Raw genomic sequence first — 22,139 nt, 5'->3', positions numbered from 1 at the left:
CCCGATCGATCCAAGACAGTGTCCTGGATCGACGCTAGCCGACCTTACGCTTCGGGGCCTCTCAGCCAACAGTGAGGGTGCCCTGCATGATCTTCGCAGAGCTCAGACGTTGAACCCGAGAGCTCGCAACTGCTCACGGCCGTCCGGGGTGATCTTGTCCGGCCCCCACGGAGGCATCCACACCCAGTTGATGCGATGACTCTCGACGAGACCCTCCAAAGCCTGCGCAGTCTGATCCTCGATGACATCGGTCAGCGGGCAGGCAGCGGAGGTCAAGGTCATGTCGATCACGGCATGTGTTCCACCGTCGAGGTGAACACCGTAGATGAGCCCCAGATCGACCACGTTGATACCCAGCTCCGGGTCGACGACATCACGCAAGGCCTCCTCGATGTCAGCGACATTGGTCGGCATCGAAGAGGCAGCTCCCTGAGGGGCCTCCGGGGACGAGCTCTGAGTGGGTTCGGTCATCGGTCTTCCTCCGAGGTGAAGGTCGTCAGGTCGGCTCCGGCGCGGGCAAGGGCATCGGTCAGTGCGCTCCAACCGAGCAAGGCGCATTTCACCCGTGCCGGGTACTGCGCTACTCCGGCCAGGGCGACACCATCACCGATGATCTCCTCGTCGCCGCCGTCCTGACCACGCGAGGTGAGCATGGTACGCATGGCTGAATAGGTCTCCATGGCCTCGGCCAAAGTATGACCCCGACATTCCTGGGCGAGGATCGAGACCGAAGCGGTCGAGATCGAACACCCCAGAGCGTCATAACTGATGTCCTGCACGACCGCATCCGCGCCCTTGGCCGGATCGTCCAGGTCAACCCGGAGAGTGATCTCGTCGCCGCAAGTCGTGTTGACGTGATGCACCTCTGCGCCGAACGGCTCACGAAGGCCTGCATGCTGAGGGTGCTTGCTGTGGTCGAGGATCAATTCCTGATAGAGATCCATCACGTCTCCAATCGGAAGATGGCCGGAATCCGGTCGAGGGCAGCCACCAGAGCAGCCACCTCCTCCGGAGTGTTGTACGGCGCGAAAGAGGCACGGGTCGAGGCCACGACCCGCAGCGCCCGGTGCAGAGGCGCAGCACAATGATGGCCGACACGGACCGCGATGCCTGCATCGTCCAGGATCTGACCAACATCGTGAGGGTGTACCCCGTCCACGACCCAAGAAACCGCTCCGGAGCGATCTGGCCCACCCCCTGGTCCGAGGACACGGACCCAGGGACGTTCAGCCAGCTCGGCCAGGAGCAGACCGGCCAATGCGTGCGTATGTGCCGCAACCCTGGACATGCCCAGCTCTTCCAGGTAGTCGCAGGCTGCGGCGAGACCAGCCACCTGAGCTGCTGCCGGCACTCCTGGCTCGAACTTCTCCGGAGGCGGCAGATACGTCGACCCTTCCATACGGACCACTTCGATCATGGAACCGCCGGTCAGATAAGGAGGTAACACCGACAGCAGGTCAAACCTGCCCCACAAGACCCCCAGCCCCATCGGGCCGAGCATCTTGTGCCCGGAGAAAGCCACGAAGTCGACATCGAGTGTTGCCACGTCCATCGGCAGATGTGGCACGGACTGGCATGCATCCATCACGATCAGCGCACCGACCTGACGGGCCCGGGCAGCCAGCTCCGCGACAGGGTTCACCGTTCCCAGCACATTGCTGACATGGGTGAAAGACAGCACCTTCGTCCGCTGGTTGACCACCTCGTCCAGGGTGGACAGGTCCAGTCGGCCGTCCGCGCCCAAGGGGATCCAACGCAGCGTGGCACCGGTCCGTCTGGCGAGTTCTTGCCAAGGGACCAGGTTCGCGTGATGTTCCATCTCGGTGACGCAGATCTCGTCACCTGGACCGAGAGCGAGCTGACGGGCCCGTTCCTCGGGAACGCCATCGAGAGCACCCTGCGCTTGGGCATTGCCCAGCGCGTAGGCCACCAGGTTCAACGATTCGGTCGCGCTCTTGGTGAAAACGACCTCTCGGGCAGGCGCGCCGATGAACCGGCCGATGCGGGACCTGGAGTCCTCGTACACCGTGGTGCCCTCCTCGGAGAGCTGGTGAGCGCCACGGTGTACGGCGGAGTTCAAGGTCTCGTAGAAATGCCGTTCGGCGTCCAGGACCGGACGCGGCTTCTGCGAGGTGGCCCCGGAGTCCAGGTAGATCAGCGGACGGCCGCCGCGCAGGGTACGGGTCAAGATCGGGAAATCAGCACGGATCCGGGTCAGCTCGTCGGCCGTGAAGGGCGCGGCTGTGGGGATGCTGCCGTTCTGTGCACTCCCCTGCGCCGCGGCGGTGCCGCTGACCGACATCAGGAGTTCGCCGCCAGGTACCGGTCGTAGCCGTTCTCCTCGAGCTGGTCGGCCAGCTCCGGGCCGCCTTCCTCGACGATGCGTCCGCCGGCGAAGACGTGGACGTAGTCAGGCTTGATGTACCGAAGAATCCGGGTGTAGTGCGTGATCAGCAGGACGCCCAGGTCGTTGGCGGTCTTGGCCCGGTTGACGCCCTCGGAGACGACGCGTAGCGCGTCGACGTCCAAGCCGGAGTCCGTCTCGTCGAGCACAGCCATCTTCGGCTTCAGCAGTTCCAGCTGCAGAATCTCGTGGCGCTTCTTCTCGCCACCGGAGAAGCCGGCATTGACATCGCGCTCGGCAAAAGCCGGGTCCATCTTCAGGTCGGTCATGGCCGACTTCACGTCCTTGACCCAGGTCCGCAGCTTCGGTGCTTCACCGTCGATGGCGGTCTTGGCGGTGCGCAGGAAGTTCGACACCGAGACCCCGGGAACCTCCACGGGGTACTGCATGGCGAGGAAGAGCCCGGCTCGGGCTCGCTCGTCGACGCTCATGGCGAGCAGGTCCTCACCGTCGAGGGTGACGGTTCCGGAGGTCACGGTGTATTTGGGGTGTCCCGCGATGCTGTAGGCCAGGGTCGATTTCCCGGAACCGTTGGGACCCATGATGGCGTGGGTCTCTCCGGATCGGATGGTCAGGTTGACGCCGCGCAGGATCTCCTTGGCGCCGGCGTCGGTCTCCACGCTGACGTGCAGATCGCGGATTTCGAGGGTGGACACGTCCATTACTCCTTGTGGTCAGGCTGCGGGGTGGGACCGCTCAGGCATTGGTGGGTGCGGAGACGTCGACGAAGATGTCATCGCCTTCCAGACGCACGGGGTAGACGAGGATGGCCGCAGTAGCTGGCGGGCTTTGCGGTTCCCCGGTTCTCAGGTCGAAGGCGGAGCCGTGCAGCCAGCATTCGATGCAACTGCCGTCGACCTCTCCTTCGGAGAGACTCACACTGCCGTGGCTGCATTCGTCCTCGACGGCGTGAATGGTTCCTTCTTCGTCACGGACGATGGCGATGGCGCTCCGGGCACCGTCGATGTCGACCTTGAACGCACCGGTGTCCGGGATGTCGTCGACGCTACAGGCACGCTGGAAACTCATGATCCGGCCTTGGCGAGCTCGTCGTCGACGGCGGACATCAGATGTTCGCTGATCTCCGGGACGCCGATCTTCTGCACGATCTCACCGAAGAAGGCCCGGACGACGAGTTTGCGGGCTTCTGCCTCGGGGATGCCGCGGGCCATCAGGTAGAAGAGTTGTTCGTCGTCGAAACGACCTGTGGCGCTGGCATGCCCGGCACCGACGATCTCGCCGGTCTCGATCTCCAGGTTGGGCACCGAATCAGCGCGTGCACCGTCGGTGAGGACGAGGTTGCGGTTGAGTTCGTAGGTATCGGTGTCTTCGGCTGCGGCCCGGATGAGGACGTCGCCGACCCATACGGTGTGGGCGGTGTCTCCTTGGAGCGCGCCTTTGTAGACGACATTGCTGGTGCATCGGGGCACGGAGTGGTCGACGAAGAGTCGGTGTTCGATGTGCTGTCCGTCGTCGGCGAAGTAGACGCCGAGCCCTTCGAAGGTGCCCCCGGGACCGGTGTACCGGGCATTGGTGCATTGGCGGACGAGGTGTCCTCCGAGAGTGGCGGTGATGTGCTTGACCGTGGCGTCGCGGCCGAGGAGGACGTCGTGTTCACTCAGGTGGACGCTGGTGTCGTCCCATTCGTGGATGGTGACGACGGTCAGCTGGGCACCGTCCTCGGCGACGATTTCGACTCGGTCGGTGAGTGCGGCCGACCCGGTGAACTGGAGGACGATGGTGCCGGTGCTGAAGCGTTCGGCGTGGATGACGGTGTGCCCGGCGACGGGCCCCTCAACTCCGGGTCCTTCATGGCGTAGGTAGAAAGGCTCGGCCAGTTCGGTTTCTGCGGGAATGGTCAGCAGCGCGACCTGCGTGCAGGCATCCTCGGCGAGTGCGGCGGCGCGGTCTGCGGGGAGTCCGGCGGCGGCGCGTGCTCGGGCGTCTTCACGGGTGACGATGTCGTGGCGTACGTGGTGGTCGCCGTTGGCGGTGTGGTCGTGGTGGGGGGTCGGTGTGGTGGTGAGGAGTCCGCGGAGTCGGTCGAGGGGGGTGAATCGCCATTCCTCTTCGCGTCCGTGGGGTACGGCGAAGTCTTCGGGGGCGTAGGAGGTGCGTCGGTCTGCTCGGGATTGTTCGGGGATGGTGTGCCCGTTGGAGGCGGTGACGACGTTCGGGGTGTTCGTCGTGGTTTCGGTCGTGGTCTCGATCGGCATCAGCCGACGGCTCCTTCCATCTGCAGCTCGATGAGGCGGTTCAGTTCGAGCGCGTATTCCATGGGTAGTTCGCGTGCGATGGGTTCGACGAAGCCGCGCACGATCATGGCCATGGCTTCTTCTTCTGACATGCCGCGGGACATGAGGTAGAAGAGTTGGTCGTCGCTGACTTTGGAGACGGTGGCTTCGTGTCCCATTTGGACGTCGTCTTCGCGGACGTCGACGTAGGGGTAGGTGTCGGAGCGGCTGATGTTGTCGACGAGGAGTGCATCGCAGCGGACTGTGCTCTTGGAGCCTTCGGCGCCGTCGAGGATCTGGATGAGTCCTCGGTAGCTGGTGCGTCCGCCGCCTCGGGCTACTGATTTGGAGACGATGGAGCTGGAGGTGTGGGGGGCGGCGTGGACCATTTTGGCGCCGGCGTCCTGGTGCTGGTCTTCGCCGGCGAAGGCGATGGAGAGGGTTTCGCCTTTGGCGTGTTCGCCCATGAGGAAGACGGCGGGGTATTTCATGGTGACTTTGGAGCCGATGTTGCCGTCGATCCATTCCATGGTGGCGCCGGCTTCGCAGGTGGCACGTTTGGTGACCAGGTTGAAGACGTTGTTCGACCAGTTCTGGATGGTGGTGTAGCGGACGCGGGCGCCCTTCTTCACGATGATTTCGACGACGGCCGAGTGCAGGGAGTCGGACTTGTAGATCGGGGCGGTGCAGCCCTCGACGTAGTGCACGTAGGAGTCTTCGTCGGCGATGATCAGCGTCCGCTCGAACTGGCCCATGTTCTCGGTGTTGATCCGGAAGTAGGCCTGGAGGGGGATGTCGACGTGGATGCCTGGGGGGACGTAGATGAAGGAGCCGCCGGACCAGACTGCGGTGTTGAGGGCGGCGAATTTGTTGTCGCCGGGGGGGATGACGGTGCCGAAGTATTCTTTGAAGAGTTCTGCGTGTTCGCGGAGTCCGGTGTCGGTGTCGACGAAAATGACGCCTTTCTCCTCCAGGTCCTCTCGGATCTGGTGGTAGACGACTTCGGATTCGTATTGGGCGGCGACTCCGGCGATCAGTCGTTGTTTCTCGGCTTCGGGGATGCCTAGTTTGTCGTAGGTCGCTTTGATGTCTTCGGGGAGTTCTTCCCAGGTGGTGGCTTGTTTCTCGGTGGACTTCACGAAGTACTTGATGTTTTGGAAGTCGATGCCGGAGAGGTCGCTGCCCCAGTTGGGCATGGGTTTCTTGTCGAAGAGCCGCAGTGATTTGAGGCGGAGTTTGGTCATCCATTCCGGTTCGTTCTTGCGGCGGGAGATGTCGGTGACGACGTCGTTGTTCAGGCCTCGGCGAGCGGATGCGCCAGCGATATCGCTGTCGCTCCAGCCGTATTCGTAGCGGCCTAAGTCTTTCAAGCCCGGGTTGAGCTCGTCGATGCTCATCCTTCGCTCCTCTCGGTCTCTTCGTCGCCACTCTGGCGGGGTTGGTGGGCGGCGGTCGTTTCGGGGGTGCCTGCCGGAATGTACGTCGTGCAGGCGTGTCCTCCGCAGGCCAGGGTGGCCAGGCGTTGGACGTGGACGCCCAGGAGGCGGGCGAAGGCTTCGGTTTCGGCTTCGCAGAATTGGGGGAATTCGGCGGCGACATGTTGTACGGGGCAATGCCCTTGGCAGAGTTGGAGGCCGAGTGCTCCGGTGGCTGGGCAGGTGTTTCCGGTGGGGTGGCCGATGGGTCGGGCGGTGGCGGCGAAACCGTCGGCGGACAATGCGGCGGCGAGCGCTTCGGTGCGGCGGGCGATGTCGGGTCCTGCGGCGGCGACGGTGGGTCCGTAGCGTTCTTCGAGGTTGGCGACGCGGCGGCGGGCGAAGAGGGTGATGGCTTGGGGGCCTGCTTGTTCGGCGAGGAAGCGGAGTGCCTGGGTGGCGACGTTGTCGTACTCGGTGGTGAGTCCGGCTTGGCTGACGTCGCCGGCGACGTAGGTGCGGGCGGGGCGTCCTGGTCCGCGTCGGGTTTCGGGTGTGGGTGCTAGTCGGATTTGTCCGGCGTCTTCGAGGGTGTCGAGATGTCGGCGGACGCCGGCGGGGGTGAGTCCGAGTTCTTCGGCGAGGGTTCCGGCGGTGACGGGGCCGTATTCCACTACTGCACGCAGGACCTTCTCTCGGGTGCGTGCGTCCTGGTGTCGGACGCGTGTGGCGTCTTGACCGTGGAGCGGGGCGAAAAACACAACACAAACCTTACCTAATTATTTGGGTGCTTCGTCACCCTGTCTGGAAGGGGTGGTGTCGGTGTGGACGGACCGTTTCTCTCCGTAGTTGCCCTGGTCGAGGCGCGCCTGCTGGGGTGTTCTGCCGCCTAGACTTCGGGGCGTGCCCGTTGTGATCGTCGAAAATCTCTGCAAGCGTTTTGGATCCACTGTCGCTGTGGAGAAGATGAGTTGGTCTGCGCGTCCCGGTGAGGTGGCCGTGGTGCTGGGGTCGAATGGTGCAGGGAAGACCACCACGATGGAGTGCTTGGAGGGGCTGATTCGTCCGGATGGTGGACGGGTTGAGGTGTTGGGTAGTGATCCGTGGCGGGCGTCTGCTTCTCATCGAGCCCGTGTCGGGGTGATGCTTCAGGACGGGGGGTTGCCGAATGGGGCTCGTCCGGTAGCGGTCTTGGAGCATCTGGCTCAGTTCTACGAGCAGCCTGTTGATGTCGATGGTGTGGTGCGGCGGCTGGGGATCGACGGTTATGCCCGGACTGTTGTCCGTCGGTTGTCCGGTGGGCAGCGTCGGCGGGTGGCTTTCGCTGCGGCGTTGATCGGTTCGCCGGATGTGGTTTTTCTCGACGAGCCGACCTCCGGGCTTGACCCGCATGCTCGGTTGGATGTCTACGACATCGTGCGGGAGCATCGTGATCGAGGGGCGTGTGTGGTGTTGACCACCCATTCCTTCGAGGAGGCCGAGGAACTGGCCGACCAGGTGGTGATCGTTAATGGTGGACGTGCGGTGGCGCAGGGTGCGCTGTCGGAGATCTGTGGGGGCGGCGCTCTCTCCGAGGCATATTTCACGTTCACGGGAAGGACACGGCGATGAACGGTACGGCGAGCGGAGAGGGTGCGCCTGTGCAGAGTGGCCGTAGGTCGTCCGGTGTGAGTGGTGGTGCGGCGGCGCCGTTACGACGGGTTCTGGCTCAGGCCCGGTTCGACATGGTCACCATTCTGGGTAACGGTGAGCAGCTTCTGGTCTCCGTCGTCTTGCCGGTGCTGGCTTTGGTGGGTTTGGCGTTCTCTCCTTATCCGGATCTGGGGGGTGGGCCGCGGATCGATGTCGTGATGCCGGGTGTGCTGGCTCTGGCTTTGCTCTCCTCGGCGTTCACCGGCCAGGCCATCGGGACCGGGTTCGACCGGCGGTACGGGGTGTTACGGCTGATGGGGACCACTCCCCTGGGCCGAGACGGGTTTTTGTACGGGCGCGTCTTGGCAGTGTTGTTCATCCAGGTGGTGCAGTTCGCTGTGCTGGCGGCGGTCGGTGTCCTCCTGGGGTGGCGTCCTTCGTGGCCACTGCTCCCTGGATTCGGGGTGTTCTGGCTGATGGGGACGACGACATTCGTGGCAATGGCGCTGCTACTGGCCGGAACGCTGCGCGCCGAAGCGGTGCTCGCTTTGGCGAATCTGCTGTGGGTGGTGATGGCTTTCGGTGGCGCGGTACTCCTTCCTGCTCAGGGCTACCCGCAGTGGTGGGCATCCATGGTCCCTTTGCTGCCGCCCGGCGCTCTGAGTGAGGGATTACGAACGGCTGCTCAAGGTTCGGTGGCTGTCCTTCCGTTGTTGGTCCTGACGGTCTGGGGTGTCGGATTCACCGCGGCGACAGTTCGTTTCTTCCGCTGGTCAGACTGAGGGTTGCTGTCGGAGAAGAAGCCTTGGGTGGTCCCGGCGACATGACCGTCGGGACCACCCAACGTTCGGTGGGAATCGTGCGGATCAGCTCAGGTTCTCGTGGTGGACCGTGTAGGCAGCCATCCCGCGTTCGAGAGCGTCGATGACATAGGGGCGCAGTTCCTGGGGTGCGATGATCCGGTCGACCGATCCGACCCGAAGCGCCCGCTCGACGGTGTGCACGGCGTCGAATTCGTCGGCGACTTCACGGAGCCGCTGCGAGCGCACTGTGTCGGTGATGTGTTGGGCGTTGAGGCGGGCTTGGTGTGCGTGGGGGCCGGTGGCTTGGTCGGCGGTGTGGCGGGCGTTGAGGACGCGGGGGTCTTGTTCGGTGCGTTTTTTGACGTCGCGGACGAAGACGGTGGCGGCGGCGGGGGCTCCGCCGATGACTGAGGCGTAGGAGCCGGTGATGGCGGCGATTTCCATGAAGGGGTTGAGTTGTTTGGAGAAGACGACGAAGGCTCCTCCGTGGTAGCGGGAGACGACGACGAAGATGATGGGTCCGCGGAAGTTGGTGATGGCGCGGCCGATTTCGGCACCGTATTCGAGTTGCCAGTTGCGCATGGATTCGGGTGAGCCGTCGAATCCGGAGAGGTTGGCGAGGACGACGAGGGGGCGGTTTCCGGAGGTGGCGTTGATGGTGCGGGCGCATTTGCGGGAGGCCTGGGGGAAGAGGGTTCCTGCGGTCCAGGAGGGGGGTCCGTCGGCGGGGATGTATCCGGTGCGGGTGATGGGGTGGGATTCGAGTCCGAGGAGGCAGACGGGGATGCCTCCGATGGTGGTGTCCCAGGTGATGACGGTGTCTGCGCCGTGCCAGTCGCGCCAGCGTTCGAGGGGTTGGTGGTCGGTGTCGCTGAGGGCTTTCATGACGGAGCGCATGTCGAAGGGGGTTTTTCGGTCGGCGTTGTGGGTGGGGTCGAAGATGTCGCCGATGGTGTTGAGGGTGGAGTTGTGGAGGTGGTGGGGGGATGTGCGGATGTCTCGGGTGGTGGGGTCTTGGGTGGGTCGGCGGCGGGGGAAGTGTTCGCCTGGGGTGAGGTAGGTGTGGTCGTAGTGGCGGAGGAGGATGTGGCAGGCGTCGGCGAAGGTGGGTGCCCAGTATTGGGCTTGGCCGTTGGGTCCCATGATGCGGTGGTATCCGCCGATGCCGTGGTTGTCTTCGGCTGACATGGCTCCGGAGTATTCGAGGGCTTGTTTTCCGGTGAGGACCATTTGGGAGGCGGGGGTCATGATGAGGATGCCGCGGGTGTGCATGAGCATGGTGGCTTCGGCGTTCCAGTAGGGCTGTCCGCCGACGTTGATGCCGGTGACGATGATGTTGATTTCTCCGCCGGATTGGGTGAATTCGATGATTCGGCGGAGGGTGAGGCTGATCCAGTCCATGTTTTCGGTGCCGGAGTCCATGGCGATGAGCGCGCCGGAGGAGACGGCGTACCACTCGACGGGGAGGTGGTGTTGGGTGGCGTAGGCGAGGGCGGCGTTGATGCGTCGGCATTCGGGTTCGGCGAGGTTGCCCAGGCCGTTGGTGGGGTCGGAGAGGATGGCGACGCGGGTCATGCCTTCGGGGTGGGTGTCGGTGATGTTGGTGAGGGTTCCGACGACGAGGTGGGCTTGGTTGTGTCCGGGGTCGCGGGGGGTTGGGGTGAGTTCGTCGTGGGGGCCGAGGTCCATCTCGGTGAAGGTTCCGGTGGGGAAGGCTGAGCTGTCTTGGGGGTCGGGGGTGAGCATGCGGATGATTTCGTAGGGGTAGGGGGATCCGAAGCGGGCTGCGGTGTGGACTTTTTGGGCGTAGGTGCTGCGGGTGGGGATGGGGTCGGGGTTGTGGTGGGTGAGTCGGATGCGGGGTGATGAGTCGGGGGCGAGGCCTTCGACGGTGATGGTGGTGTCGGGTTGGTGGGGGAGGTCGACGTGGAGGGTGACTTTTTCTAGTTCGGCGCCGCGGGCGAGGGTGGCGTAGGTGTTGGCGAGGGTGGTCCATTGGTCGGTGGGGATGTCCCAGCGGGGGCGGACCATCATCATGAGGAGGTTGCCGTGGGGGCGGTGTCTGGCGGGGTAGGTGGCTAGTTCGGCGCGGATCGCGGCGAGGGCTTGTGCTCCGAGGCGGCCGAGGTGGGGGTAGGTGGTGTTGCCGTGGGCGTCGTGGGTGGGGGTGAGGTCGCGGACGTCGGCGAGAGCGATGAGTCGGTGGTCTTGGGGGTTGTCTTTGGCGGTGGCGTCGAAGAGGTGGACGTCGGGGGGTGCGGGGAGTCGTCGGAGGGTGAAGTTCTGGAGTCGCCACAGGTGGAGGTGTGCGGCGAGGCAGGGGTGGAGGTCGTGGTGGGCGGGGTCTTCGGTGAGGTGGGTGTCGGTGACGGTGTAGCTGTGGTGGTGGGTGGTGTGGTCGGTGAGGTGGGTGATGTTGAGGCGGTGCAGGGTGGGGTGCGGGTGGTGTCGGGTGAGGTCGAGTGCGGTGGGTGTGGGGTGGTCTTCCCAGGTGACGAGTTCGATGGTGGTTTTTTCGCCGGGAGTGGCGTGGTGGTCCAGGTGGTGGTTGAGGGCGGTCAGGGTGGGGTGGATGTGGTGGTGGGGGGTGAAGGCGGTGAGGACGTGGCTGGTCGTGTCGCTGTGGTGGTGGGTGGCGCGGGCGAACAGGACGCCTTCGGTGGTGGAGGTGGTGGCATTGGTGTGGGTTCGGTGTGTGCGGCGTAGGTGGGTCAGCAGGATGCCGGGGCGGGGGTCTGTTGCGGGGATATGGGGGGCTGGTTGGCCGAGGACCACCTGTTCAGCGGCCTGTCGCCAGCTGTCGACGAGGAGTTGGGTGAGCGGGTAGGGGTGTGCGACGAGTGCGTCGATGTGCTGGTCGGTTTCGTGGTGGTCGGCGAGCGCGGCGAGATGGGTGTGGGCGTGGGTGGTGGCTTGTTGTTCGGCGTGGTGCAGGAGGGGTTCGTCGTAGAGGTGGAAGAGGAGGTCTCTGGCGAGGTCGGCGATGTCTGGTTGGCGGGTGTCGGTGGCGTGGGTGAGTTTTTCGAGGCGTTTTTTGAGGTGGTGGTCGGCGAGGTGGGGTTGTGTTCGGGTGTGGTTGAGGCGTCGGCGGAGGATGGCGCGGGTGAGGTCTGCGGTGGAGGGGATGCGGGTGAATGAGCGGAAGAGCCACAGGGTGGCGTTTTCGAGGGTTGTCCGGTTGTCGTGGGTGTGGGTGCCGTATCGGGTGAGCGCGCGGTCGAGGCGTTCGCGGTAGCGCGGGGGTAGTCCTGCTTGGTGGGTGTCGAGCCAGGTCAGGTAGGAGGTGAAGTATTCCTGGGTGTCGGTCTGGGTGAGTGGTGTGGTGTCGGTGGGTTCGTGGTCGGTGCGTGGTCGGTGAAGTGAGGCGATGTCGGCGAAGAGGTCGAGGAAGGTGTCTTCTGCGGTGAGGGTGTGGGTGGTGGGTTCGGTGGTGTTGTTTTGGTATTCGGTGAGGAGTTGTGCCGGGGTGGTGTCGAGGTCGTAGCCGAGGAGGTAGGTGTGGGCTCGGTCGAGGGGGTGGGTGGTGGGGGTGTCGGTCAGGTGTAGTCGGGGGTGGGTGGGGTCTGTGTCGGGGGTGGGTGGGATGGGTCCGTGGGGGCGGATGCGCATGAGGGCGCTTCCGGTGGTGATCTGTTGGTGTGGGTGGGCGTCGATGGTGGTGACTTCGCCGGCGAACTCGCTGTGGATGGTGGTGGACATCTTCATCGATTCGACGATGGCGAGGGGTTGTCCGGGGTGGATCTGTGTTCCGGGGTCGACGAGGATCGCGGTGACCAGGGCGGGGGCGGTGGCTCGGATGAGGATGCCGTCTTGTCGGGTGAGGGTGTGGGCGTGGCCGTCGAGGTCGAGTCGGATGTGGTCGTCGTGGACGGTGGTGGTGGCTCGGTGGGTGTGGCCGTGGTGGGTGATGCGGCGGTGGTGTTCGTCGATGGTGTCGACGACGACGGTGGTTCTGCCTCCGTCGTGGGTGGTCAGGTCGTGGATGTGGAAGGTTCTGGGGGCGATGTGGCGGACGTGGAGTCGGTACTGGTGTCCGTGGTGGGTGAGGGTGATCGGTGGGAGTGGTGCGGGTTGGGTGGGTCGGCCGCGGTCGGCTCCGGTGCGGAATTCCTGGCAGGTGCGGCGGAGGTCGGCGGTGTGGAATTCGGTGGCGGCGATGAGGAGTGCGGCCAGGTCGGAGTTCGAGTCGGTTTCGGGGTGGCGGGCGGGTGTGTGCAGGGTGTGCAGTGCGGTGCGGAGGTCGTGTCGGTTGGTGTCGCCGCGGGTGAGGGAGATGTGGGTTCGGTCGAGGGCGTTCTGTGCCCGGTGGAGTGCGTGGTCGCGATGGTGTCCCCAGGCGGTGATGGTGCTCAGGGTTCGGTCGGTGGCGGGGTCGATCCGGTCGGTGGGGCGGGGGCCTGGTTCATGGTGGATGCCTAGCCCGGTGGCGGGGGTGTGAGCGAGGACGGTGGCTGGTGGGCTGTCCGGGGTGGTGAGGAGCCGGAGTTGCACGGTGTGGGGGTGGGTGCTCAGGTGTGCGGGTAGTTCTCCGCCGAGGGTGGTGTGGAGGTGGAGTGCGGTGAGGTCGGTTCCGGTGGCGCTGTTCCACAGGGAGTGTTCGGGGCGTCCGGTGGCGTCGATCCCGTGGCAGGTGAGTCGCTGGTCCGGGTCGAGGGTGAATCGGAGGGTGAGTGTTCCTCGTAGGTCGAGGGCTTCGGCGAGGCGAAGTGCTGCGGTGTGGGTCAGGCGTGCGGTGTCGTCGGTGAGTCCCATGGCGGGTAGTTCGCTGAGGGTGGGGTGTTCTCCGTCGTGGTGGAGGTGTTCGGCGGGTCCGAGGATGCAGACGTGACCGGTGTGGTCGCGTAGGAGGACGGTTTCCAGGACGCGGCCGGGCTGTGGTTGGTCGGGCAGGTGGTGTGCCAGGTCGAGGCCGGTGAGTTGGGTGTTGATCCAGGCGGGGTCGGCGAGGGCGTCGAGGTGTGTTCTGGGTGGGGACAGCGGGGTGATGCCGTGTGTGGTGAGGGCTTCGGCGAGATAATGGTCTTCGGGGTCGGGGCACCAGGCGTGAGTTGTTCCGTGGTCGGCGAGTAGTTCGGCGAGTGCTTGTGGGCTGTGGCGTGTGGGGAGAGGGATGGTGGCATCGGCGTCGCGGGTGTACCAGGGGCTCTGCTCATGTTCGGGGTGAGCGGCCAAGGATTTGCTGGGGGTGCCGTGGTCGCGGTGCAGGGTGTCGACGGCGGCGATGATCCGTTGTGCGGTGTCGCCGCCGTCGAGGATGGCGATGCGGTAGGTGTGCTGCTGCGTCGTCGACGCCATGTTCAGGTCCGTCCCTCGGGTTGTCCATATCAATCAGCGGGCTGTGAGCCGCGCCACATTGCATGGGACCTTAATGGGTTGACTGGCAAGTAATTGCAGATCAGAGGCTTGCAGGAATAAATGAGATTCAAATCACTTGACTCATCAGTAACCTTTATGTGGACCTCTTATAAATTTATTCGTCGACTTTTGGGGAGGTCCACCAACTCGCTCGGTGGAACCGGTCGGCGACCAGGTTCCCCAAGTCCACCTTCCGCCCCTGCTCGGCACGTACGATGACGCCCGTGAGCCCCGATGCACCCTCTACCCGGCAGGTCGACCCCTTTCGCCTGCGGGCGGCACTGATCGCCAATCTCGTCCTGCAAGGCACGATCATCGTCTCCGGGGGTCTGGTCCGGCTGACCGGATCAGGACTGGGCTGCCCGACATGGCCCCAGTGCACTCCCGGTTCGTTCACCCCGGTGGCCAAGCAGGCCCAGGGGTGGCATGTCTACGTCGAATTCGGCAACCGGTTGATGACCTTCGTCCTGACTGCAGCTGCGGTCTGGGTGGTGATGGCTGCCTGGCGCCGGCACCGGGCCGTGGACAGCGCGCAGACGCGGAGCTTCAGGAAATGGGCTTGGATCCCCCTGGCCGGAGTCCTCGGTCAGGCCGTCGTCGGTGGAATCATCGTGCTCACCAAACTCGACCCCCGGACGGTCTCGCCCCATTTCCTCCTGTCGATCGCCTTGGTCGCTTATTCCGCGTGGCTGCTCGCCCACCACGACAACGGGGGCCACCCCAGCACTGCAGCCGCCAGCCCGCTGATTCGTCGACTGACGACGACTGTGGCCTTGGCTTTCGCGGTCGTGGTGACCCTGGGCACCGCAGTCACCGGATCCGGGCCCCACTCCGGGGACTCGGTCGAGAACGTCCGTTTCGGATTCGACCCTCTGCTGACTTCTCGTGTGCACGCCCTGTCGGTGTGGATCTTCACCGGCGGGGTCCTCGCACTGGTCCTGCTTTCTCGCCGTGAAACCGGGTGTCCCGACGGAGTCCGGGCTCAATCGACACGCTGGTGGTCGTTCACCCTGCTGTTGGTCATCGTCGAAGGTGCCATCGGCTATCTGCAGTACTTCACCGGACTTCCCATCGCCCTGGTCGCGATCCACATGGGCCTGTCGGCCCTCCTGACCGCCGTGGTGACCTTCGCCATGATGGCAGGGCGCTCCCCCGCCGTACCGGATCAGCCCCGCGGAACCCTTGAACACCCGCGAGCGCATTCGGCCTGATCGTGGGGTTGCCTGGTCGTTCTGCAGTGCTTGTTCCCGGGAGCGGTCAGTGCAGCGGGAGGGGCAGGTGGACGAGGGGGTCGATGGCTACGGCGGCGAAGAGGATGGTCAGGTAGCTGATCGAGTAGTGGAAGAGCCGCATGGGCTTGAGGGAGGCCAGGGAGTCGTTGGCGGGGTTCTTCGCCCGTGACCACAGGCGGTGGGCCTCGATGAGGAAGACGACGCCGGAGGTGGCTGCGGTCAGGGTGTAGATCCAGCCCATGGATGCGATGGGGATGAGTGCCAGGGAGATGGCGACGGTGGCCCAGGAGTAGATGACGATCTGGCGGGCGACCTGGAGGTCTTGGGCGACGACGGGGAGCATGGGGACGCCTGCAGCGGCGTAGTCGTCTTTGAAGCGCATGGACAGTGGCCAGTAGTGCGGTGGTGTCCAGAAGAAGACGACGAGGAAGAGGATCACTGGTGCCCAGGCGAGGCTGTTGGTGACGGCTGCCCAGCCGATGAGGACGGGCATGCAGCCGGCGGCTCCTCCCCAGACGATGTTCTGGGAGGTGCGTCTTTTGAGGAGCGCGGTGTAGAAGCCGACGTAGAGGAAGATGGCTGCGAGGGACAGCCAGGCCGATAGCCAGTTCACGCAGAGCCCTAGTACGGCCACGGAGGACAGGCCGACGGTGATGCCGAGGGTGAGGGCGCGCCGGGGGGAGATCACGCCGGTGACCAGGGGGCGGTTCTCGGTGCGGTGCATCAGCCGGTCGATGTCTCGGTCGAGGTAGCAGTTGAGGATGTTGGCACTGGCTGCGGAGAGGGTTCCGCCGATCAGGGTGGCGGCGATCAGCCAGGGGGAAGGGAGGCCTCGTTGGGCGAGGAACATGACCGGGAAGGTGGTGACGAGAAGCAGCTCGATGATTCGTGGTTTCACCAGTGACATGTAGTCGCCGAAAGTGGCGGCAGGGACCGGTCCGGTGGCGTGGTGGTCCTCGGTCGGTGCGCTGTGGCGGCGAGGGTGCAGCGTGGTCACGGTGTCCTTCGAGTGCCGGATCCAGTCGACAGCTTCCGTGGGGTTCGGGGACTGTCGGGAAGCTTTTTCCCCATTCTTCCGTTGAACGAGGTATCGCCAGTCTACGGCGCAGTGGGTACGCAGGGCAGCGCTCTGAACCCCTGATTTCCAGTGTCTCGAGTGATGAGTACGCTCGAGTGTGGATGTTCCGGTCAGTGCTGCCCGGTACGCCGAACAGCGCCGACGAGTGCGCCCGCAGGTCCGCCTGTGATCTCGCCCAGTGAGGAGAATCAGTGTCCCAGCTACGCCCCTTCGCTCATCGTGACCAGTCTCTTACCGCCCCGGTGGCGGAGTCGGTCGGGTGGAGTGATCTCGATGTCCGGGCCGTGGACACCGCGCGCCTCTTGGCTGCTGACGCGGTGCAGAAGGTCGGTAACGGTCACCCTGGTACTGCGATGAGTCTGGCGCCGGTGGCCTACCTGCTGTATCAGAACGTGATGAAGCTCGATCCGTCCGATGCGATGTGGCTGGGCAGGGACCGGTTCGTGCTGTCCAACGGGCATTCCAGTCTCACGCAGTACGTACAGCTGTACCTGGCCGGTATTGGCTTGGAGCTCGATGATCTGAAGGCTCTGCGCACCTGGAAGAGCAGGACTCCTGGTCACCCCGAGGTACATCACACCACTGGTGTGGAGATCACGACGGGCCCCTTGGGCTCGGGGCTGGCCAGTGCGGTGGGGATGGCGATGGCGCAGCGTCGCCAGCGTGGGATTTTCGACCCTGAGGCTCCTGCCGGGGAGAGCCCCTTCGATCACCACGTCTATGTCATCGCCGGTGACGGGTGTCTTCAGGAGGGGGTCGCGTCCGAGGCCTGCTCGTTGGCCGGTCACCAGCAGTTGGGCAATCTGACTCTGGTCTACGACTCGAACTACATCTCCATCGAGGATCAGACCGACATTTCCTTCAGTGAGGATGTCGCTGCCCGGTTCGCGTCCTACGGGTGGGATGTGCGCCACGTCGACTGGCGTCAGGACTCCACTGGTGACGTCTACGTCGAGGACATCGACGCCTTGCATGCTGCTATCGACGAGGGCCGACAGGTCACCGATAAACCGACCATCGTCGTCCTCGACACGATCATCGCCTGGCCTGCACCGACGCTGCAGGACACCGGTAAGTCGCACGGCGCCGCGCTGGGTGCGGAGGAGATCCAGGCCACGAAGAAGTTGCTCGGTTTCGACCCTGAGGCAGATTTCGCGGTCGACGATGCGGTCATCGCGCACACCCGTGGTGGTCTGGCCGAGCGGGCTCGGGCCGAACGCGCTCAGTGGGATGCGCGTTTCGAGTCCTGGAGGGCTGCGAACCCGGAGCGTGCGGCACTGCTCGACCGGGTCCTGGCTCACGAGACACCTGTAGGTTTCGACGAGGCGTTCCCGGTCTTCCCTGCAGATGCCAAGGGTGTCGCGACTCGGGCTGCGTCGGGCAAGATCCTGTCGGCCCTGGCCGATGTCATGCCGGAGTTGTGGGGTGGGTCCGCTGACCTGGCCGAATCGAACAACACGACGATGGAAGGTCAGCCCAGCTTCATCCCTGCCGAGCACCAGACTCGCGCGTGGAAGGGCGGACCGTACGGCCGCACTTTGCACTTCGGGATCCGTGAGAACGCCATGGGCATGATCCTCAACGGGATTGCACTGGAGGGGCTGACCCGTCCGTACGGTGGCACCTTCTTGACCTTCTCCGACTTCATGCGGCCTGCAGTGCGCCTGGCTGCCCTGCAGAAGATGCCCGCGGTCTTCGTGTGGACGCACGACTCGGTCGGTCTGGGTGAGGACGGTCCCACTCACCAGCCGATCGAGCACATCCCGAGCCTGCGGCTCATCCCGAACCTGGAAGTCGTGCGGCCGGCTGATGCCAATGAGACGGCGGTGGCATGGCGGACGATCCTGCGTAGCTGGGAGAACCCGAAAGCGATCCTGTTGACCCGTCAAGCAGTGCCCACCGTCGATCGGGAGCGTTATGCCTCCGCGGAGGGCGTCGCCAAGGGGGCGTACGTCCTGGCTGACTCCGAGGGTGAAGCGGAGGTCGTCCTGATGGCCACCGGTTCGGAAGTACAGCTGGCGCTGGCCGCTTACGAGACCTTGTCCGCTGAGGGGGTGCGAGCCCGGGTCGTCTCGATGCCCTGCTGGGAGTGGTTCGCTGCTCAGAGCGCGGAATACCGTGAGTCGGTCTTGCCTTCGCAGATCCGGGCCCGGGTCGCCGTGGAGGCAGCGCACTCCGGTCAGTGGCGGGAGTTCGTCGGTGACGCCGGTGTCATCGTGAGCATCGACCACTTCGGAGAATCCGCTTCAGGTGCAAAACTGTTCGAAGAGTACGGGTTCACGGCGGAGCGCGTCGTCGCTGCCGCCAAGGAGACCTTGTCCGCGGTGGAAGGGACCAGATGACTCAGAACCCACGGCTGGAACGACTCGCCGACGAAGGCGTGTCCATCTGGCTCGACGACCTGAACCGGGCGATGATCACCACGGGTGAGCTGGCCTCACTCGTGGACGAACAGCACGTGGTGGGGGTCACCACGAATCCGACGATCTTCGCCGGGGCGCTCAGGGACGGGGATGCCTATGCTCCCCAGCTCGCTGAACTCGCTGGTCAAGGCGTGGAAATCGACGAAGCGGTCTTCACGATCACGACTGCGGATGTCCAGCAGGCGTGCGACGTGTTGCGCCCGGTGTACGACCGGACACAGGGTCAGGACGGACGGGTGTCGATCGAGGTCGACCCCCGCCTGGCCCGGGACACCTCCGGGACGGTCGAGATGGCCCGCAGACTGTGGTCCGTCATCGACCGGCCGAATGTGATGATCAAGGTTCCGGCGACGGTGGAGGGGCTTCCCGCCATTTCTACCCTCATCGCCGAGGGCATCGATGTGAATGTCACCTTGATCTTCTCGCTGGATCGTTATCGGGCAGTCATGAACGCCTACCTCACGGGCCTCGAGCAGGCCCGTGAGGCGGGTCGCCCGTTGAACCGGATCCATTCGGTGGCGTCCTTCTTCATCAGTCGGGTCGATGGCGAGATCGATCCCCGGTTGAAGGAGCCGGAGTCCGCTGCACTGCGTGGCCGGGCCGGTATCGCCAATGCCTGCCTGGCCTACCAGGCCTACGAGGAGACCTTCAGCACACCTCGATGGGCGAATCTCGCCGACGACGGTGCCCTGCGCCAGCGTCCGTTGTGGGCCTCCACCGGTGTGAAGGACCCGTCCTATCCGGACACGATGTACGTGGTCGGCCTGGTGGCACCAGGAACGGTGAACACGATGCCGCGAGCAACGTTGACCGCGGTGGCCGATCACGCTGAAGTCCTCGGTGACCTGGTCACCGGTTCGTACGAAGCCGCAGCGACCATCCTTGACGATGTGGAAAGGTTGGGGATCTCCTACGCGGAAGTCGTGGAGAAGCTGGAGGCCGAAGGCCTGGTGAAGTTTGAAGATTCCTGGGCTGAGCTGTTGGCATCAGTGGAGTCCGGGCTCAAGGAAGTGCGTGACTGAATGAGCCCTGTTCAGATCGCTCCCGGCGTCAACCCGCTCCGGGATCCGCGGGACAAACGTCTCCCGCGGATCGCCGGGCCGTGCGCGATGGTGATGTTCGGAGTCACCGGTGACCTCGCTCGGAAGAAACTCCTTCCGGCGATCTACGACCTGGCAAATCGGGGGCTGCTGCCGCCGGGGTTCTCCCTGGTGGGTTTCGGCCGCCGGGATTGGCGGGACGAGGACTTCGCCGCTGTCGTGCACGAAGCAGTGCGAGCACATGCTCGTACTGCTTTCCGGGAAGAGGTGTGGCGCCAGCTCCTCGAAGGCGTCCGGTTCGTGTCCGGGGCCTTCGACGACGACGAGGCTTTCGACCGGCTCAGCGCCACGGTGAAAGAACTCGACGAACAACGAGGTACCGGGGGCAATCACGCCTTCTACCTGTCGATCCCCCCGTCCTATTTCGGTCCGGTGTGCCAGCAGTTGCAGCGTTCGGGCTTGGCGTCTTCTCAGGAGGAAGCCTGGCGTCGGGTGATCATCGAAAAACCTTTCGGTGATGACCTCGCCAGTGCCAGAACGCTGAATGAGATCGTCGAGAACGTCTTTCCCGCCGACTCGGTCTTCCGGATCGATCATTACCTCGGGAAGGAAACCGTACAGAACCTGTTGGCGCTGCGTTTCGCCAACGAACTGTTCGAACCAATCTGGAACAGCAACCACATCGACCATGTCCAGATCACCATGGCTGAAGACATCGGTATCGGCGGACGGGCCGGATACTACGACGGGATCGGCGCAGCCCGGGACGTCATCCAGAACCATCTCCTTCAGCTGCTCGCGTTAACCGCGATGGAGGAACCGATCTCCTTCGCTGCACACCATCTGCGCGCCGAGAAGGAGAAAGTGCTCTCCGCCGTCCGTCTCGCCGGTCCGGTGGCAGAGGCCACCGCTCGTGGCCGTTACGGAGCAGGATGGCAAGGGGGTGTCCCGGTCGGGAGCTACGCCGATGAACAGGGCGTCGACACGAATTCGACCACAGAGACCTTCGCCGCTTTGAAACTCGTCGTAGAAACCCGCAGGTGGGCCGGGGTGCCTTTCTACCTGCGGACCGGGAAGCGGCTGGCCAAACGGGTCACCGAGATCGCCCTGGTCTTCAAACGAGCCCCGCACCTGCCGTTCGACGAGACCGATGCCGAAGAACTCGGGCAGAACGCCATCGTCATCCGGGTCCAGCCCGACGAAGGAGTGACCATGCGTTTCGGAGCGAAAGTGCCCGGCGCGCAGATGGAAGTCCGCGAGGTATCCATGGACTTCGGGTACGGACGCTCATTCACCGAGTCCAGCCCGGAAGCCTACGAACGGTTGATCCTCGACGTCCTCCTGGGCGACCCACCACTGTTCCCCCGCCATGAGGAAGTCGAACTGTCCTGGCAGATCCTCGACCCGGTGACCAAGGCCTGGGCTCTCTCCCCTGATCGACCGCAGACCTATCCTGCGGGACAATGGGGCCCGCAGAGCGCCCACGACATGCTGTCCCGTGACGGACGCGCCTGGAGGATGCCATGATCGTCGATCTTCCAGGTACCACGGTCGGTGCGCTGGCCTCCAGGCTGCAGGGTCTGCGCGAGGACACCGGCGCCATGGCCCTGAGTCGGGTCCTGACCTTGGTGATCGTCGTCGATGACGAACACGCCGAGGACACTCTGCAGGTCGCGACTCAGGCCACCCATCAACATCCGAGCCGGATCGTCTGCGTGGTCAACAGCACCCGACGAGGCAAGAACCGGATCGATGGTCAGATCAGAGTGGGGGGTGACGCCGGCGCTTCGGAGATCGTTGTCCTGAGGCTTTTCGGTGAAGTGAACAGTCACGCCGAGTCAGTGGTACTGCCTTTCCTGCTGCCGGACTCACCGGTCGTGGCCTGGTGGCCACAGAATGCGCCGAAGAACCCGGCCCAGGACCCGGTCGGGGCCTTGGCCCGTCGCCGGATCACCGACGCGGAGCATTCGTCCGACCCGTTGAAGACGATCTTCTCCCGGCCACGCACCTATGCGGCCGGCGACACCGATCTGGCCTGGACCCGAGTCACCCGGTGGCGGGGAATTCTTGCCGCAGCATTGGAACAGCCGCCTTTCGAAGCCGTGACCCACGTGACTGTCTGCGGCGGGGAGGACTCCGCATCGACAGACCTCATCGCAGGTTGGCTGGCCCATCGTTTGGCCTGCACGGTCACCCGTGATCGCGCCGCTGCTGGAAGCGGCCTTCTGTCGGTCGTTCTGGAACGAGAGAGTGGGTCGCTGGAACTGATCCGTCCAGATGGCCTGGTAGCTGTCCTGTCCCAGCCAGGGCAACCGGTGCGTCGGATCGCCCTAGCACGTCGCACTGATGAGGAATGCCTTGCTGACGAACTCGCCCGTTTGGACCCGGACGAGGTCTACGAGGAGACCTTGGTGAAGGGGATACCCTTGGTCAAGGGTTCTTCGGAGAGCTGACGCGCAAAGCCAGAAAGGCGCTGGGGGTGTGGTGCCTGCTTGAGCAGGCACCACACCCCCAGCGCCCTCA

At 64.5% G+C, this 22,139-nt stretch carries 17 protein-coding genes; 7 read left to right on the top strand and 10 right to left on the bottom strand.

Going from position 1 to position 22,139, the window contains the following annotated elements; genetic code table 11:
• Positions 1 to 102: 102 nt before the first annotated feature.
• The 8 genes from DX923_RS07935 to DX923_RS07900 are packed head-to-tail and all read right to left on the bottom strand — an operon-like array spanning position 103 to position 6,814.
• Positions 103 to 471 carry a metal-sulfur cluster assembly factor gene (locus DX923_RS07935; protein ID WP_116113937.1) on the bottom strand — a complete coding sequence of 123 codons (369 nt, stop codon included), beginning with the start codon at positions 469 to 471 and terminating at the stop codon, positions 103 to 105.
• Positions 468 to 944 carry a Fe-S cluster assembly sulfur transfer protein SufU gene (gene sufU, locus DX923_RS07930; protein WP_116113935.1) on the bottom strand — a complete coding sequence of 159 codons (477 nt, stop codon included), beginning with the start codon at positions 942 to 944 and terminating at the stop codon, positions 468 to 470. Before sufU ends, DX923_RS07935 begins: the two co-directional genes overlap by 4 nt.
• A complete protein-coding gene (locus tag DX923_RS07925; RefSeq protein WP_116113933.1) occupies positions 944 to 2,302 on the bottom strand; it encodes a SufS family cysteine desulfurase in 1,359 nt (452 codons plus the stop codon). Before DX923_RS07925 ends, sufU begins: the two co-directional genes overlap by 1 nt.
• Complete coding sequence (gene sufC, locus DX923_RS07920; RefSeq protein WP_116116228.1) at positions 2,302 to 3,060, bottom strand: Fe-S cluster assembly ATPase SufC; 759 nt, start codon at positions 3,058 to 3,060, stop codon at positions 2,302 to 2,304. Before sufC ends, DX923_RS07925 begins: the two co-directional genes overlap by 1 nt.
• Before the next feature lie 40 nt (positions 3,061 to 3,100).
• Positions 3,101 to 3,433, bottom strand: a complete 333-nt coding sequence (locus DX923_RS07915; RefSeq protein WP_116113932.1) for a non-heme iron oxygenase ferredoxin subunit — start codon at positions 3,431 to 3,433, stop codon at positions 3,101 to 3,103.
• Positions 3,430 to 4,620 (bottom strand): Fe-S cluster assembly protein SufD, encoded by a 1,191-nt coding sequence (sufD, locus tag DX923_RS07910; protein WP_116113930.1) that lies wholly within the window; start codon positions 4,618 to 4,620, stop codon positions 3,430 to 3,432. The genes DX923_RS07915 and sufD overlap by 4 nt, the downstream gene beginning before the upstream one ends.
• On the bottom strand, positions 4,620 to 6,035 hold the full coding sequence (gene sufB / locus DX923_RS07905) for a Fe-S cluster assembly protein SufB (RefSeq protein ID WP_116113929.1): 1,416 nt from the start codon (positions 6,033 to 6,035) through the stop codon (positions 4,620 to 4,622). The genes sufD and sufB overlap by 1 nt, the downstream gene beginning before the upstream one ends.
• Complete coding sequence (locus DX923_RS07900; RefSeq protein WP_240322552.1) at positions 6,032 to 6,814, bottom strand: helix-turn-helix transcriptional regulator; 783 nt, start codon at positions 6,812 to 6,814, stop codon at positions 6,032 to 6,034. Before DX923_RS07900 ends, sufB begins: the two co-directional genes overlap by 4 nt.
• 151 nt (positions 6,815 to 6,965) lie before the next feature.
• Here DX923_RS07900 and DX923_RS07895 point away from each other — a divergent pair, with 151 nt between their 5' ends.
• Entirely contained in the window at positions 6,966 to 7,664 is a 699-nt protein-coding gene (locus tag DX923_RS07895; RefSeq protein WP_116113927.1) for an ABC transporter ATP-binding protein, read from the top strand.
• The gene (locus DX923_RS07890) at positions 7,661 to 8,467 is read left to right on the top strand and encodes an ABC transporter permease (protein ID WP_205413007.1); all 807 of its coding nucleotides are present in this window, start codon (positions 7,661 to 7,663) and stop codon (positions 8,465 to 8,467) included. Before DX923_RS07895 ends, DX923_RS07890 begins: the two co-directional genes overlap by 4 nt.
• Before the next feature lie 84 nt (positions 8,468 to 8,551).
• On the opposite strand, the gene DX923_RS07885 is transcribed toward DX923_RS07890, so the two are convergent.
• Positions 8,552 to 13,783: a carboxyl transferase domain-containing protein gene (locus DX923_RS07885; protein WP_116113926.1), complete on the bottom strand. Its 5,232-nt coding sequence runs from the start codon at positions 13,781 to 13,783 to the stop codon at positions 8,552 to 8,554.
• Between the two features lie 275 nt (positions 13,784 to 14,058).
• Here DX923_RS07885 and DX923_RS07880 point away from each other — a divergent pair, with 275 nt between their 5' ends.
• On the top strand, positions 14,059 to 15,054 hold the full coding sequence (locus DX923_RS07880) for a COX15/CtaA family protein (RefSeq protein WP_116113924.1): 996 nt from the start codon (positions 14,059 to 14,061) through the stop codon (positions 15,052 to 15,054).
• A gap of 46 nt (positions 15,055 to 15,100) precedes the next feature.
• Here DX923_RS07880 and DX923_RS07875 read toward each other — a convergent pair whose 3' ends face one another.
• A complete protein-coding gene (locus DX923_RS07875) occupies positions 15,101 to 16,072 on the bottom strand; it encodes a heme o synthase (RefSeq protein WP_116113923.1) in 972 nt (323 codons plus the stop codon).
• A 272-nt stretch (positions 16,073 to 16,344) separates the two neighbouring features.
• Here DX923_RS07875 and tkt point away from each other — a divergent pair, with 272 nt between their 5' ends.
• From tkt to DX923_RS07855, 4 genes are read left to right on the top strand one after another with little or no spacing between them, the layout of a single operon-like run.
• Positions 16,345 to 18,495, top strand: coding sequence for a transketolase (tkt, locus tag DX923_RS07870; RefSeq protein ID WP_116113921.1), 2,151 nt, complete (start codon positions 16,345 to 16,347; stop codon positions 18,493 to 18,495).
• Complete coding sequence (gene tal / locus DX923_RS07865; RefSeq protein ID WP_116113920.1) at positions 18,492 to 19,598, top strand: transaldolase; 1,107 nt, start codon at positions 18,492 to 18,494, stop codon at positions 19,596 to 19,598. Before tkt ends, tal begins: the two co-directional genes overlap by 4 nt.
• Positions 19,599 to 21,143 carry a glucose-6-phosphate dehydrogenase gene (gene zwf / locus DX923_RS07860; protein ID WP_116113918.1) on the top strand — a complete coding sequence of 515 codons (1,545 nt, stop codon included), beginning with the start codon at positions 19,599 to 19,601 and terminating at the stop codon, positions 21,141 to 21,143.
• Entirely contained in the window at positions 21,140 to 22,069 is a 930-nt protein-coding gene (locus DX923_RS07855) for a glucose-6-phosphate dehydrogenase assembly protein OpcA (protein WP_116113916.1), read from the top strand. The genes zwf and DX923_RS07855 overlap by 4 nt, the downstream gene beginning before the upstream one ends.
• Positions 22,070 to 22,139: the final 70 nt, after the last annotated feature.

This window comes from Austwickia chelonae (assembly GCF_003391095.1).
Taxonomy (GTDB): Bacteria; Actinomycetota; Actinomycetes; order Actinomycetales; family Dermatophilaceae; genus Austwickia; species Austwickia chelonae_A.
Note: the sequence above shows the minus strand (reverse complement) of the source record. Positions and strands in the feature narration are given on the sequence as shown.

Coding starts and splice junctions, on each gene's coding strand:
- DX923_RS07935 (WP_116113937.1), bottom strand. CDS start 471: ATGACCGAACCCACTCAGAGCTCGTCCCCGGAGGCCCCTCAGGGAGCT.
- sufU (WP_116113935.1), bottom strand. CDS start 944: ATGGATCTCTATCAGGAATTGATCCTCGACCACAGCAAGCACCCTCAG.
- DX923_RS07925 (WP_116113933.1), bottom strand. CDS start 2,302: ATGTCGGTCAGCGGCACCGCCGCGGCGCAGGGGAGTGCACAGAACGGC.
- DX923_RS07915 (WP_116113932.1), bottom strand. CDS start 3,433: ATGAGTTTCCAGCGTGCCTGTAGCGTCGACGACATCCCGGACACCGGT.
- sufD (WP_116113930.1), bottom strand. CDS start 4,620: ATGCCGATCGAGACCACGACCGAAACCACGACGAACACCCCGAACGTC.
- sufB (WP_116113929.1), bottom strand. CDS start 6,035: ATGAGCATCGACGAGCTCAACCCGGGCTTGAAAGACTTAGGCCGCTAC.
- DX923_RS07890 (WP_205413007.1), top strand. CDS start 7,661: ATGAACGGTACGGCGAGCGGAGAGGGTGCGCCTGTGCAGAGTGGCCGT.
- DX923_RS07885 (WP_116113926.1), bottom strand. CDS start 13,783: ATGGCGTCGACGACGCAGCAGCACACCTACCGCATCGCCATCCTCGAC.
- DX923_RS07880 (WP_116113924.1), top strand. CDS start 14,059: ATGACGCCCGTGAGCCCCGATGCACCCTCTACCCGGCAGGTCGACCCC.
- tal (WP_116113920.1), top strand. CDS start 18,492: ATGACTCAGAACCCACGGCTGGAACGACTCGCCGACGAAGGCGTGTCC.
- zwf (WP_116113918.1), top strand. CDS start 19,599: ATGAGCCCTGTTCAGATCGCTCCCGGCGTCAACCCGCTCCGGGATCCG.
- DX923_RS07855 (WP_116113916.1), top strand. CDS start 21,140: ATGATCGTCGATCTTCCAGGTACCACGGTCGGTGCGCTGGCCTCCAGG.